At 59.0% G+C, this 12,532-nt stretch carries 13 protein-coding genes; 5 read left to right on the plus strand and 8 right to left on the minus strand.

The window, feature by feature from the left end:
* Positions 1-41: 41 nt before the first annotated feature.
* A complete protein-coding gene (nirD, locus tag IE091_RS12695) occupies positions 42-428 on the plus strand; it encodes a nitrite reductase small subunit NirD (protein WP_189463794.1) in 387 nt (128 codons plus the stop codon).
* 15 nt (positions 429-443) lie between these two features.
* On the opposite strand, the gene IE091_RS12700 is transcribed toward nirD, so the two are convergent.
* Complete coding sequence (locus IE091_RS12700; protein WP_189463795.1) at positions 444-959, minus strand: GNAT family N-acetyltransferase; 516 nt, start codon at positions 957-959, stop codon at positions 444-446.
* A 120-nt stretch (positions 960-1,079) separates the two neighbouring features.
* On the opposite strand from IE091_RS12700, the gene IE091_RS12705 reads away from it, so the two are divergent.
* Positions 1,080-2,015 (plus strand): cation diffusion facilitator family transporter, encoded by a 936-nt coding sequence (locus IE091_RS12705; RefSeq protein WP_189463796.1) that lies wholly within the window; start codon positions 1,080-1,082, stop codon positions 2,013-2,015.
* Between the two features lie 75 nt (positions 2,016-2,090).
* Here IE091_RS12705 and IE091_RS12710 read toward each other — a convergent pair whose 3' ends face one another.
* The 3 genes from IE091_RS12710 to IE091_RS12720 all read right to left on the minus strand — a co-directional run bounded on the left by IE091_RS12710 (position 2,091) and on the right by IE091_RS12720 (position 6,065).
* Entirely contained in the window at positions 2,091-3,341 is a 1,251-nt protein-coding gene (locus tag IE091_RS12710; protein WP_096922424.1) for a PQQ-dependent sugar dehydrogenase, read from the minus strand.
* A 119-nt stretch (positions 3,342-3,460) separates the two neighbouring features.
* Entirely contained in the window at positions 3,461-4,288 is an 828-nt protein-coding gene (locus tag IE091_RS12715) for an alpha/beta fold hydrolase (protein WP_189463797.1), read from the minus strand.
* 64 nt (positions 4,289-4,352) lie between these two features.
* Complete coding sequence (locus tag IE091_RS12720) at positions 4,353-6,065, minus strand: thiamine pyrophosphate-dependent enzyme (RefSeq protein WP_189463798.1); 1,713 nt, start codon at positions 6,063-6,065, stop codon at positions 4,353-4,355.
* Positions 6,066-6,218: 153 nt separating this feature from the next.
* Here IE091_RS12720 and IE091_RS18580 point away from each other — a divergent pair, with 153 nt between their 5' ends.
* Together IE091_RS18580 and IE091_RS12725 are read left to right on the plus strand one after the other, a co-directional pair.
* A complete protein-coding gene (locus tag IE091_RS18580) occupies positions 6,219-6,350 on the plus strand; it encodes a hypothetical protein (RefSeq protein ID WP_260851376.1) in 132 nt (43 codons plus the stop codon).
* Positions 6,351-7,219: 869 nt separating this feature from the next.
* A complete protein-coding gene (locus IE091_RS12725) occupies positions 7,220-7,840 on the plus strand; it encodes a M48 family metalloprotease (RefSeq protein WP_229800830.1) in 621 nt (206 codons plus the stop codon).
* Positions 7,841-7,939: 99 nt separating this feature from the next.
* On the opposite strand, the gene speG is transcribed toward IE091_RS12725, so the two are convergent.
* Positions 7,940-8,479, minus strand: coding sequence for a spermidine N1-acetyltransferase (gene speG, locus IE091_RS12730; RefSeq protein WP_016914738.1), 540 nt, complete (start codon positions 8,477-8,479; stop codon positions 7,940-7,942).
* A gap of 69 nt (positions 8,480-8,548) precedes the next feature.
* Entirely contained in the window at positions 8,549-9,769 is a 1,221-nt protein-coding gene (locus IE091_RS12735) for an NAD(P)/FAD-dependent oxidoreductase (RefSeq protein ID WP_189463799.1), read from the minus strand.
* Between the two features lie 93 nt (positions 9,770-9,862).
* Here IE091_RS12735 and ltaE point away from each other — a divergent pair, with 93 nt between their 5' ends.
* On the plus strand, positions 9,863-10,879 hold the full coding sequence (ltaE, locus tag IE091_RS12740) for a low-specificity L-threonine aldolase (protein WP_039176897.1): 1,017 nt from the start codon (positions 9,863-9,865) through the stop codon (positions 10,877-10,879).
* Here the strand turns inward: ltaE and IE091_RS12745 are convergent.
* A complete protein-coding gene (locus tag IE091_RS12745) occupies positions 10,871-11,485 on the minus strand; it encodes a LysE/ArgO family amino acid transporter (RefSeq protein WP_039176900.1) in 615 nt (204 codons plus the stop codon). The two genes, ltaE and IE091_RS12745, sit on opposite strands and share 9 nt — an antisense overlap.
* Before the next feature lie 147 nt (positions 11,486-11,632).
* The gene (locus tag IE091_RS12750; RefSeq protein ID WP_189463800.1) at positions 11,633-12,529 is read right to left on the minus strand and encodes an ABC transporter substrate-binding protein; all 897 of its coding nucleotides are present in this window, start codon (positions 12,527-12,529) and stop codon (positions 11,633-11,635) included.
* Positions 12,530-12,532: the final 3 nt, after the last annotated feature.

A 12,532-nucleotide genomic window follows, 5' to 3' on the forward strand; every position in this document is an offset into this window, starting at 1 on the left:
ACACAATGTCGAGTCCAGACACCATGCCAAGTCCAGACACCATGCCGAGTCCAGACACCAGCACTGATATAAGCACCACTGCCAGCGCGAATACCTGGCAGCCCTTGTGCAACAGGGCCGACCTGGTCGCTTTTTCAGGCGTGGCCGCCTGGCTGGATACACCGGAAGGCCCCGCCCAGGTGGCGCTCTTCTACGTACCCGGCCACGGGCACGAACTCTATGCCCTGGACCACCGCGACCCCTTCTCAGGCGCCTATGTCATCGCCCGAGGTATCGTCGGCGACCTGCAGGGCAAGCCCGTCGTGGCCTCCCCGCTGTATAAACAGCACTTTCGCCTGGAGGATGGCCTGTGCGTGGAAGATGACACCATCAGGCTGCGTACCTGGCAGGTACGATTCCAGGGGGAGGAAGTGTGGATAAAGGGGTAAGGTGAGCCACACGCCTCACCAACAACGGCAAAACACCTGGCAATCCCGAGGGCTGCCCAATACGGTCGAGTAAGCCGTCAAACGCTGTTCCGCACGGAAACCCGCCTTCTCCAGCACCCGCCTGGAGGCCGCGTTCTCCTCCGCCACGATGGCCTCCAGGCGGGTGATGCCATACAGGCAGCGGGCATCCTCGATCAGGCGGTGGAGCGCTTTATGGGCCAGCCCCTGACCGCAGGCCGCTTGCGCAATGCGATACCCGACGCGGGCTTGGCCGTTGTCGATATCACGCAGGTTTGCACGGCCCACGATTCTGCCGCGCCAGCGGACGATCAAGGGGCTCATCCGCCGCTGAGCATGGAGCGCCAGACACTCGACGATGTGCTGAGCCACGCCTTGCGGCGTGTAAAAGCGCTCTGGACGCGCTTCGATGTGCTGTTCGAACCAGACGCGCTCGGCTAGCTCGAAGTGCAGCAGGTCAACGCTGTCTTCAGGGCACATCAAATCAAAGGCCAAATCCTTGGCATGCTGCATGGGTATCACCTTCCTTGGGGCCTCTGAGGGCAATTCCAAAAGAAATCGCTGACATTGCCTGCCATCCTGTTGCTATGCTTGCCAGCCTCTTGATTAGGTAGGCATGGGAGCCATCAGTTCATGAAAACAGAAGCCTCGACCCTGGCTTTTTCCGCCTTCATGGCCCTCTTGATCGGCTGTGCGGGCATCATCGCCACGCTGGCCTCGAATTCTCAAGCCATTCTGTTGGACGGCCTGTTCAACCTTATCTACTTTAGCGTAGCGCTGGTGACCATCAAGGTCAGCAAACTCGCCAGCCGTCCGGACAGCGAGTCGTACCCGTTCGGCTACAGCTACTTCGAGTCATTGGTTAATCTATGCAAAGGTTTGCTGATTCTGGGCGTTTCCATCTTTGCCCTGGTCGATGCGGTGGCAGCACTGCTGACCGGGGGACGCGCCATTTCAGCAGGGCTGGCGGTTCTGTATGCCCTGTTTGCCACCGCGGCGTGCTCTTTGACGGCCTGGGTCATGCACCGCAGTCAAAGGCGTGTCAGCAGCCCGTTGGTGGCCGCCGACAAGCTCAACTGGGTGGTCAACAGCGTGATTTCAGGCGCCGTATTGGCTGCCTTTTGCCTGGTTCTGGTATTTGACTACCTGGGTTGGCAAACCCTGCTCCCGTATGTGGATTCGGTGCTGGTCATTGCCGTTGTGGTGCTTTGCCTGGGCGTGCCGGTACGCATGGCCTCACAAGCGCTGGCCGAGCTACTGAACAAGACACCCGAGGAAAGCGTTGCCGCCCCCGTGCGCCAGGCGGTGGCCCGTGGCCTGGCAGACGTGGATACCGAGGAGGTTCGCGTTCGGATGGTCCGCCCAGGTCGATTGCTGTACGTGATCGTGCACGTGGTGCTGCCAGAGCACCTGCCCAACCTGTCCTTGAAAGCGCAGGATGCCTTGCGCCAGCGCATCGACCAGGAGGTGCGTCAGCACTACTCCCCGGTGGTCTGCGATGTGGTCTTTACTTCCGATCACCGCTGGGCGGCGCCCTCCTGCGGCATGCTGATAGAAAAAGCGCGTTGAAGCACTCGCTCTATACCATGAAAGGCACCCGAGGGTGCCTTTCATGTGCTTCTTCACTGTTTTAGCTTATCCGTATCAGGATTCGGGTTCGATGCGATACAGGCCGCCATCTTCCTCGTCGGTCAGCACGTAGAGGTAGCCGTCCGGCCCCTGACGCACATCGCGAATACGGCCCAGGGTATCTGCCAGCAATACTTCTTCATGGGTGACTTCGTTGTTGTCGTCCAGCACCAGCCGGTGCAGCTGCTCACGCTTGAGCGACCCTACGAACAGGCTGTTCTGCCACTCGCTGACGCCATCGGCGGTATAGAACACCATGCCGGAAGGCGCCATCGACTCTTCCCACACGTGGGTGGGCGCGGTCACACCGGGCGCTTCGGTGCCCAGGCCGATATGGGCATCGGTCGTATATTCGGTGCCGAAGGCCACCATGGGCCAGCCGTAGTTGGCGCCCGCTTCGACACGGTAGAGCAAATCGCCGCCGTTCGGCCCATGGTCTACCGCCCATAGCTCGCCCGTCTCAGGGTGCAGAGTGAGCCCCTGATTGTTGCGGTGGCCATAGGAGTAGATTTCAGGACGCAGGTTGCCGGGCTCGACCCCGATGAAGGGGTTATCCGGGTGGGCACCCCCCTCTTCCAGCAGGCGGATCATCTTGCCGCCCGGGTTGGTCAGGTCTTGCGGCAGGTTCTGCACGTTGCGGTCGCCGATGGGAAAGATGATCTCGCCGTTGCCCGGAAACGCGATGCGCGAACCATAGTGCGCGCCCGGATGGGTGCGCGGCACTTGGGTATAGAGGGTTTCGAGATCGACCAGCTCGGCGCTGTCCGCATCGATACGCGCTCGGGCCACCGCCAGGCCGGTGCCGTAATCCGGCTCGTAGGTACTGAAGGCGCGGGGATCACCAGGGCTGGAGAAGGTAAAATAGACCCAGCCATTCTCGTCATAATCAGGATGCACGGCCACGTCCAGCAAGCCGCCTTGATTGCCACCCTCCGTGGCAGACTCCTCATCCTCGTCGATGTCCGTTTTGGGCAAGTTACCCAGCTCGGTCACGCTGTCGCCATCGACCAGGTGCAGGCGTCCGGGACGCTCCGTCACCAGCATCCGTCCATCCGGCAGCCATGCCACCGCCCAAGGATGCTCCAGCCCACTCAACACCTGCGTGATGGTGAAGCGGGTCTCTTCACTTTCTACGCCACTGGCAACTTCTTCATTGACCGCGCGGACATCGGCGTGAAGGGCGCTCGCGCTGCCCAGCAGCGCAAATGCGGCCGTCCAATGGGGTAGTTTGCCAACGGAAAGCGGAAATCGTCCCTGAGTCTTCATGCGGTGCTCCTTGCTTGAACCCAAAAAAGTTAAACATTAGCGTTATCACCGGTTCAGCCTAGAAGACCCTGGTAGAGGCAGCAACAATAGTTAGCAAGCAAAGTTAGTGATCAAAACACTCACGCATTCGTAACGCTTACTTCAAGCGTCAGGCGGGCGACAAACTCCTCGATCAAGGCCACTACCGTGGATTCTGCTTCACGATGGGGAACGTGGCCGACGCCTGGCAGGATGTCACAGTGGGCTGGGCCGTGGGTGTAGCGCGCAATGCGTTCTGGCTGGCGGTGGGAGCCATATTCGTCTCGCTCGCCGTGCAGTACCAGGGTCGGGCACTGCACGCGCTCGAGTGCAGGCACCAGCGTCCACTCTGCAAAGTCGGGGTGCAGCCATGTGTCGATCCAGGCATCGAGCACCCAGCGCGCGTTGTCGCCATGGTACTTGGCTAGCCTGGCAAACTGGTCGGGCTGTTGAAATGCTTCCTTGGCCGCTTCGATACCCTGACGAGTGCGCGGTTCGTTGAACGCCTGCGCGGCGATCGTGATCAAGCCTCGGCAACGCTCCGGCTGTTGGCCTGCACAGTGAACGGCCATGCAGCCTCCTACGCTGTGCCCCAGGGCGATGAAGTGGGTGATTGCCAGCGCCTCCAGCAGTGCTGCAACCGCTTGCCGGTATTCGTCCTCGATGAAGGTATGGGGCGGTTTCGCCAATCGAGCGCCAGAACGCCCGAAGCCCGCACGGTCGTAGGCAACGACTGGGTGCTGCGTGGCCTGGCAAAGGGCGGCGGGAAAGCTCCGCCATAGCTCCACACAGCCCAGCGAGTCGTGAAACAGCAGAATCGGCACCGCCGAGCGTGCATGGCGAGGCTGCCAGGTGCGGGTAAACAGACGACCGCTGGGGGTATCTACCCAGCGGTCATGAACGGTCACTGCATCCGAGTGTGAGGTCATGGCATGGCTCTTTGTGTTGTCAGTGTTGTGTGAGCTGCTGACAACATAGCATGCCACTGCCGCGCTAGCGCTTCAGGAAATTGCTTTTGACCAGATGCACCACGTCATCCATCCGTCCGCTCAACACCGCCTTGGCCGAGTACAGCGCGGTCGAGGCGACCTGCCCTGCTTCTACCTTGGGCGGCATGACCAGCTCCATGGGGTTGACCACGACGTCCAGCAGCGCGGGGCCAGGTTGAGCCAGCCACTGGCTGATGGCCACGTCCAGCTCCGACTGCTGCTCTACTCGGCGCCCCCACAGCCCCATGGCCTTGGCTACTTCTCCAAAGTCGGGGTTCTGCAGCTCTGTGTAGCTATCCAACAGCCCCTCCACTTTCTGCTCCAGCTCCACGAAGCTCAGGGAGCTGTTGTTGTACACCACGATCTTGAGCGGGATTCGTTGCTGGACCAGGGTGAGTAAATCGCCCATGAGCATCGTCAGGCCACCATCGCCACACATGGCAATTACCTGGCGATGGGGGTAGGCCAACTGAATCCCCAAGGCCTGCGGGTAAGCGTTCGCCATGGTGCCATGCTGAAGGCTGGAGTGGGTGCGGCGGCCCGCCAGGGCACGGATATGGCGCAGCATCCACACGTTGACACTGCCGGTGTCTGCGGTCAGCACGGCGTTGTCGGCCGCGTGCCGGTCGATGGCCAGGGTCAGCTCTTGTGGGTGGATCGTATCGTTATCTCTGGTTTGATGAGCCGACTTTTCCAGCGACTTGGCATAACGCTTGCGGCATTTTTCCAGCCACCGGGTGTGCGTATTGGGTTGCACCACCTGGCACAGCGCTTCACAGGTGTCCCGAGTGCTGCCGACGATGCCCACATCCACCGGGTAACGCTTGCCTATCTGAGCGGGGTCCCTATCTACCTGAAGAATACAGGCGCGCTCCGGGTAGAACTGGCTGAAGGCAAAGTTGCACCCCAGCAGCAACAGCGTGTCGCACTCCGCGACGGCATGGTAGCCCCCTTCCAGGCCATACACCCCGGTCATGCCTACCTGGTAAGGGTTGTCGTACTCCATGAAGTCCTTGGCACGGGAAGTCCAGGCAATCGGCGCCTGGAGCTTTTCTGCCAGCGCCATGACCTGCTCGCGGGCATCTTCACAGCCTGCGCCTGCAAAGATGGTGATATTGCCCCCCTTGTTGAGCTGCTCGACGGCAGGCACCAGCGCCTCGGCACTGGGGCGCACGGAGTAGCTGAAACGGTGGGTACGGTAGCCCAGGGTGCTATCGGGCGTTTGCGTCATGATATCGCCGGGCACGATCAACACCGCCACCCCACGTTTGGTAAGGGCGGCCTGGGCCGCCAAGGCAGCCATGCGGCGCGCCTGCTCCGGCGATACCACGGTTTCACAAAACACGCTGTACTGCTGAAAAATGGCGCTCTGATCGACTTCCTGAGGAAACTGGCTACCGGCTTCACCCAGCGCTATTTGCGAGGCAATCAGTACCACGGGGGAGCCATTACGGTGGGCATCGAACAGGCCGTTGACAAAGTGCAGGCTGCCAGGCCCACAGGAACCGGCACATAGCGCCAGCTCCTGAGTGATATAAGCCTCTCCTCCTGCTGCAAAGCCGCCTGCTTCCTCATGGCGAACGCCTATCCACTCGATATCGCTCTGCCGGAGGGCATCGGTAAAGTGATTCAGCGTATCCCCTACCACGCCATAACAACGTTTGGCACCGGCGTCTTGCAGTGTTTCGACAATGATTTCAGCTACATTTGCGCTCATTTGCGACTCCTTTCGCGACGATTACGTTCAAACAACACCTTCAGCCTAGCTGCTGTGACGTGGCTTTGCAGGACGGGGTGGTCTGGAAAGCAATGCTGCATCGCAGCAAAAAACGTCTATACTGATCAAGCGGTATCCCAAAAGGAGTACGCAATGACACTATCTGTGGATCGCACGAACGAAGATACGGAAGTAGTCAACTTCTGGTGCCAGCACGCACAGTGGCAGCAGGCCGCCAATGACGCCATCAGCGCCTACGTCGATCAGCATCCGTCTGATCAGTAGCGCCGGGCATATCGGCCATATTGGCTGTTTCTGTATTTCTCCCCTCCCTTAGACGAAAAGATAACACCTCAAGCCGGCATCCTCTGCCGGCTGCTTTTCTTTATGAAAACCTTTTCCATTCAATAAAATAGGTGCGCTTTCGATTCAAATGTAAGCAATCGCTTACAGGCTATGGCAAAACACCTACATCCTTTGGACTAGCCAGCTTGTTCAAAAGCGCATAATATTCATATCACAGCTAACTTGCTGCAACGCACAACGCAGGCTGTGTATAACAAAAACGATTCATCAACCTCTGCTCCAGGAGTGAGTACCATGCCGACCACCCTTAGCCAATCCAACCCTGATGTCATGGAAGTATGGGCAAAACGTGCACTGCAACAGCGTGCTGCCTTCGACGCATTGGCCGACTACATGCGCCAGCAATAAACCTTGCCATACGGTTCCCCAAAACGCTCCGCCAGTGCGTATATATAGATACGTCACGCAGGAGCGTTTTCTTTTACCGCACTTCCCTTTTTCTCATTACCAGCACGTTGCCCGTGACACCTATTTATTCATTTTGAACCTCTGATCGTCAGGTTCATTGACCTGTCATGAATTCGCACAGAGCACAATAAAGATGGCTTTGGGTAGAGACGCGTCAAAAATTCATTTAACATTGCCTCGCTTTAAAAAAGCAGTACGCATTTTGCAAACTGGAATAGTCATATAGAAGAAGGAACTACAGGATGACAACATCCTTTTCAGGGATTAAAACTCGTGCAGCGTGGGTAATGGCAGGGGCATTATTATTGGGCGGCTGTCAATCTGGAGCAGATCTTGGCGGACTCATGTCGGCAGGCTCCAGTTTCGCAGGTGCAGCCACCATGTCGGATCAGCAAATGCAGCAAATCGGCGATCAAACGATTGCGCAATTGGATGCTGAAAACCAAGTGGCTCCCAGCAATAGCGAGTATGCTCAGCGTTTGGCTAATCTCACTCAAGGTTGGGAAACCGTCGACGGCAGTACGCTGGAATATGACGTTTACTTGCGTGATGAAATCAACGCGTTTGCAGTGCCCAACGGCGCTATCCGGCTTTACAGCGGTTTGATGGATGAAATGAGCGACGAAGAAGTACAGTACGTGATTGCTCATGAAATTGGCCATGTGGTACTCGGCCACTCCAAGCGCGCTTTTCAAGTCGCCTATGCCGCCTCAGCAGCGCGTGAGGCAGCCGCTGCCAGCGGCAGCACCACCGCAGCGGCACTCTCCAGTTCCGAGCTGGGTGCGCTGGGTGAGAAACTCGTCAATGCTCAGTTCTCACAGCGCCAGGAAAACGAAGCCGATGACTTCGCCCTGGAACTCATGCGCCGCCACGACCTGAGTGCAGAAGCCTCCGTCTCGGCGCTGCGCAAGCTCGAAGCCAAATATGGCAACAGCCGTAGCGTCTTCTCCAGCCACCCCGCTGCCGGTGATCGCGCCGACCGTCTGGAAGCCCAGCTCTAATGTAGCTCGGCCACGAGACGCGGCAAATTTGATCATTACTGGTTTGATCGTTACTGGGCAGCCTATGCCTGGTAACGATCATGGAGGCCGAGTTCTGGCTCAATCCTTCGGTTGTTGCGCTTCGAGTTCGGCCAGATAGCGCTCTTGCAAGATGTACATACGCTTTACATCACGATATTTGCCATTGATGAAAAACTCCTGCACCAAATGCCCCTCTTCTATAAAACCGCTTTCCTCGTATAAGTGAATGGCCTTGACGTTCTCTACCGCGACGATCAGATAGACCTTGTGCAAGTTCAATATGGTGAAAGAGTAGTGTAGCGCTTGCCGTATCAGCGAACGTGCGAACCCTTTGCCCTGATGCTCTGGCGTAATGATGATCTGAAACTCGGCGCTACGGTGGATGTAATCGATTTCGATCAACTCCACCAGGCCAATCGCACTACCACTACTGTCTTCGGCAACGAATCGGCGCTCTGCGTTATCGTGAATGTGCTTGTTATAGAGCTCTTCCAGCTCATCGAAGGACTCGTAGGGCTCTTCGAACCAGTACGACATGATGCTCTGGTTATTATTCAACTCGTGCACGAAACGCAGGTCGTTGCGCTCCAGCGCCCTCAGATACAGTACTGGGCTCATGATAGGTGTCTCATTCAATCGCGTTGACTCATTGGGTTACCGGCTTTGTCTGGTGGTTGAGCGATAAGTTCAGCGCGCCAGGTGACGCCGTTCGAAGGAGAACAAGTCGCTCAGCGGATGCCGCCTGCCTTCGAGATGGGCTCTCAAGAGATGCGCACCCATCATGCTGTACGTAATACCATTTCCGCCATAGGCCATGGCAAAATGCACGTTCGGCCCCAGCGCCTCATGGGTCCCGAAATAAGGCAGCCCATCCTCGGTTTCAGCAAAGGTCCCCCCCCAACTGAAGGCAGGCGTCATGCGCAGAGAAGGCCATAGCGAAGATACCCTTTCAGCCAGCGATGCCGCTTTTTCAAGCACCCGCGCGTCCCTGCGCTCAGGAATATCCTCTTCGTCATCTTCACCGCCCACCAGCAAACGCCCATCATGGGTGGAGCGCAAATAGAGGTAGGGGCGCGCCGATTCCCAGACCATGGTATCGCGAAGCTTGCCGAGCATGCCGCCTGGCAAAGGGTCGGTGACGAACGCGTAACTGCTGCGGTTGCTGGCGACCGGCTCTGGCAGCCATGTCTGGCTTTCATAACCGGCCGCAATGATCACCTGCTGGCAGCGTACCAGGGCGCCGTTGCGCAAACGAACCCCCATGGTCGCCCCGTCTGCCTCCAACGACTCCACCGCCGTTCGATCGTATACGTGCCCACCTCTGGCAACGACCTCATCGAGCAGTTGGTAAGCCATGCGGTAAGGGTCCACGGTAGCCGCCAGATGCGAGAGGATACCGCCGGGTGCGCTAAAGCCATACGCCTCCTGCAACTGCTCGGGCGAACACCACTGCACATCGAACCCCCACCGCTTGCGAATGGCAAACTCGTCCCGAAGAGAAGAGAGATGGCCCGCTTCACTGGCAAAATAAAGGCTCTGTTGGCGACGAAAGGCGATATCGCCCAGCTCTGCCGCACGGGCGGCCAATGCATGAACCGCCTCGGCACACCCCTGATAGGCCATGACGGCACTCGCTTCACCGTATTGCTGCGCCAGGTGATACAAGTGTGTATCGATTTCGTACTGCAACAGCGCCGTACTGGCCGCCGTGCTGCCCCACCCCACGTCACGACGCTCGAGGACGGCCACGTCATGGCCATGGCGTGTCAGCTCGTCGGCGATCAACGCCCCGGTGATACCGCCGCCGATGATGGCTATGTTTACCTGAAGATCATGGGTAAGCTGAGGATAACGGGTCAACAAGCCATTACTGACCGTCCAGAAGGGGTAGCCACTTTTAAGATCCATTTTTTCGCCTATGCTGGGTGATCCTGTCACCCATTAACCATAGTGGTTTATCGGTGATCTGCCCGACGGCCACGCTGTGAACAAGGAGTCACGATGATCGATTTACGTAGCGATACGGTCACTCGCCCCACCTCCGCGATGCGGGCAGCCATGCTGGCAGCGCCTCTGGGCGACGATGTCTGGGGCGACGACCCGACGGTCAATGCCTTTCAAGCGACCCTTGCCGAGCGCACGGGCAAGGAGGCTGCCCTGCTGTTCCCCAGTGGCACCCAAAGCAATCTGGTGGCGCTCATGGCGCACTGCGAACGCGGCGATGAGTACATCGTGGGCCAGAATGCTCATACTTACCGCTACGAAGGCGGCGGCGCCGCCGTGTTGGGCAGCATCCAGCCACAGCCGATAGAACACGCCGCAGACGGCAGCCTGCCACTCGACAAAATCGCTGCCGCCGTCAAAGCCGACGACGTTCACTTTGCCCGTACGCGGCTCCTGGCGCTGGAAAACACCATCGGTGGAAAAGTGCTGCCCGCCGAGTACGTTCAGCAGGCCACCGAGCTGGCGCGCGCTCACGGGCTGGCAACGCACCTGGACGGTGCTCGGCTCTTCAATGCCGCCGTCGCCACGGATACCTCGCTGAAGCAGCTGTGCCAGCCGTTCGACAGCGTATCACTCTGCTTTTCGAAAGGGCTGGGCACGCCCATGGGTTCGGCGCTGGTAGGGTCGCACGCATTGATCGAGCGTGCACGGCGCTGGCGCAAGATGGTAGGGGGCGGCATGCGCCAGGCGGGCATCATCGCCGCGGCCTGCCAGCATGCCCTCGACCATCACGTGGCCGACCTGGCCCATGATCATCGCCGCGCGGCGCGTTTGGCAGAAGGGTTGGCAGCGCTGCCCGGGCTCGAGGTCACCTCTCACGCCACCAACATGGTGTTCTTGCGCGTCGATCAAGCCCACGTGGCCCCGCTGGCTGCCTGGCTGAAAGAGCACGACATTCTGATCCAGCTGCTTTACGCCACGCGACTGGTGATCCATCGCGATATCGATGACGCCGCTGTCGAGCGTGTGCTGGAGGTCATGGGGCGCTACTTCGACGCGGCGGCATCACGATAGCAGTGTCGACCCCAAGGCCAGGTGCACGGCAATCACCAGCATCATCACGCCAATGGCGCCATCGATGACACGCCAGGCGCCGGGGCGAGAGAGCCAGGGGGAAAGCGCCGAGCCACCCCAGGCCAGCAAGCTGAACCAGAGAACCGAGGCCGTCGCGGCGCCCGCCACGAACACCCCGGCGCTCTCCTGCTGGGCCCCGACGGCAGGAATCAACAGCAGCGTATCCAGATACACTTGTGGATTGAGCACCGTGACAGCCAGGGTCGCCAACAGCACGCCGCGTAAACTGCGTGTGCGTGCGTGGTTGGCGGTCAGCCCCTCTCGGCCACTACCTGCACGCCACAAGGCCTGGGCGGCCAGCCAGCCCAGAAACAGCACCCCTACCCAGCGCAGGGCCTCCATGGCATTGGGCATGGTCAGCAGGAACGCACTGACGCCAAACATGCCAGCGGTCAACAGCACTATGTCCGCACTCATGCACACACCCGCCGACCACCAGTGGTACTCCCGACGAATGGCCAACCCCAGCACATAGGCGTTCTGTGCACCAATGGCCATGATGATCCCGCCGCATACCACGAGCCCCGTTATATAGCTTTGCCACATGACCTATCCCTATCGCCGCTGCAAGAAGTGAAGCGCTACGATAGGCGGCAACGTCAATAAATAAAAATCATACTGTGAATAGGCCATTAGCTTTTCTTATAGTCATAAAGTGTCGATTGGCAAACACGAGAAACATGAGCCTGCAGGTCACGGCATCTCGTGCGGACCCAGCGCTTCCACCAGCGAGGTGGCAAAGCGTAATGCCGAGGGCCAGCCACCCCAGTGCCAATAGGCTACGGACAACGTCGTGGCTTCCTGACGGGTCACGGCCGGCCAATATTGCCAAATTCCCCGTTCAAGCAGCGTTTGCTGTGTCCCCGCCGCAGAATAAGGGCTTTCCAACAGCATCACTCGGCCTTCGAGTTCGAACAGCTGCCCGGCGGTGACGGTCGCAAACCCCCAGCGATTGACCTCCCCATCCCACCCATTGCGCAGGCCCAACTGCTCCAGCACCAGGTTTTCCAGGCTTCCTTGGCCAAACACTCTGGCATGACGCTCATCCATCAAACTGACCAGCACCAACGGTTGAGTCGCCTGGTCATGGTTCTGAAAGTGAGTAGCCAAGATCTCCAGCTGTGCCCTGACACCCTGCAAATACTCATCTGCATGGCTGCGTACGCCTGCTAATTCTCCCAGTTGCTCCGTCAATCCATCCAACCGCTCACTTAACGGTGTGCCCTGCTGATAGATTGTCCACTCTTTCAGTGCGGCCAGGCGGCTCAGTTGGGGCACCAGATTGGCGTGGGCGGGTGGCGAGATCAGAATGTGCGAAGGCGCAATGTCTTGTATCAACTCGAGGTTGGGCAGGTGGCGGCTACCCAGCTCCACCACGGCGGGCAGCGCTTGAGGGTCGCGCCACCATACGCGATAACCCGAGAGACCGCCCAAGGCTTCAGGCGGTTCCCCCAGCGCTTGCAAGGTTTCGGCTATCGCATAGTCCAGCGTTATGACGTTACCGGGCGTGTCGTGTTGACCCCACGCCGGAGCCGCCAACAACATGGCGGGCAACAGCCCGCACATGGCCCTGCGCATGATCTGCAGCATGGA

The organism is Vreelandella hamiltonii (assembly GCF_014651775.1).
Lineage (GTDB): Bacteria > Pseudomonadota > Gammaproteobacteria > Pseudomonadales > Halomonadaceae > Vreelandella > Vreelandella hamiltonii.

Coding starts and splice junctions, on each gene's coding strand:
- nirD (WP_189463794.1), top strand. CDS start 42: ATGCCGAGTCCAGACACCAGCACTGATATAAGCACCACTGCCAGCGCG.
- IE091_RS12700 (WP_189463795.1), bottom strand. CDS start 959: ATGCAGCATGCCAAGGATTTGGCCTTTGATTTGATGTGCCCTGAAGAC.
- IE091_RS12705 (WP_189463796.1), top strand. CDS start 1,080: ATGAAAACAGAAGCCTCGACCCTGGCTTTTTCCGCCTTCATGGCCCTC.
- IE091_RS12710 (WP_096922424.1), bottom strand. CDS start 3,341: ATGAAGACTCAGGGACGATTTCCGCTTTCCGTTGGCAAACTACCCCAT.
- IE091_RS12715 (WP_189463797.1), bottom strand. CDS start 4,288: ATGACCTCACACTCGGATGCAGTGACCGTTCATGACCGCTGGGTAGAT.
- IE091_RS12720 (WP_189463798.1), bottom strand. CDS start 6,065: ATGAGCGCAAATGTAGCTGAAATCATTGTCGAAACACTGCAAGACGCC.
- IE091_RS18580 (WP_260851376.1), top strand. CDS start 6,219: ATGACACTATCTGTGGATCGCACGAACGAAGATACGGAAGTAGTCAAC.
- IE091_RS12725 (WP_229800830.1), top strand. CDS start 7,220: ATGTCGGATCAGCAAATGCAGCAAATCGGCGATCAAACGATTGCGCAA.
- speG (WP_016914738.1), bottom strand. CDS start 8,479: ATGAGCCCAGTACTGTATCTGAGGGCGCTGGAGCGCAACGACCTGCGT.
- IE091_RS12735 (WP_189463799.1), bottom strand. CDS start 9,769: ATGGATCTTAAAAGTGGCTACCCCTTCTGGACGGTCAGTAATGGCTTG.
- ltaE (WP_039176897.1), top strand. CDS start 9,863: ATGATCGATTTACGTAGCGATACGGTCACTCGCCCCACCTCCGCGATG.
- IE091_RS12745 (WP_039176900.1), bottom strand. CDS start 11,485: ATGTGGCAAAGCTATATAACGGGGCTCGTGGTATGCGGCGGGATCATC.
- IE091_RS12750 (WP_189463800.1), bottom strand. CDS start 12,529: ATGCTGCAGATCATGCGCAGGGCCATGTGCGGGCTGTTGCCCGCCATG.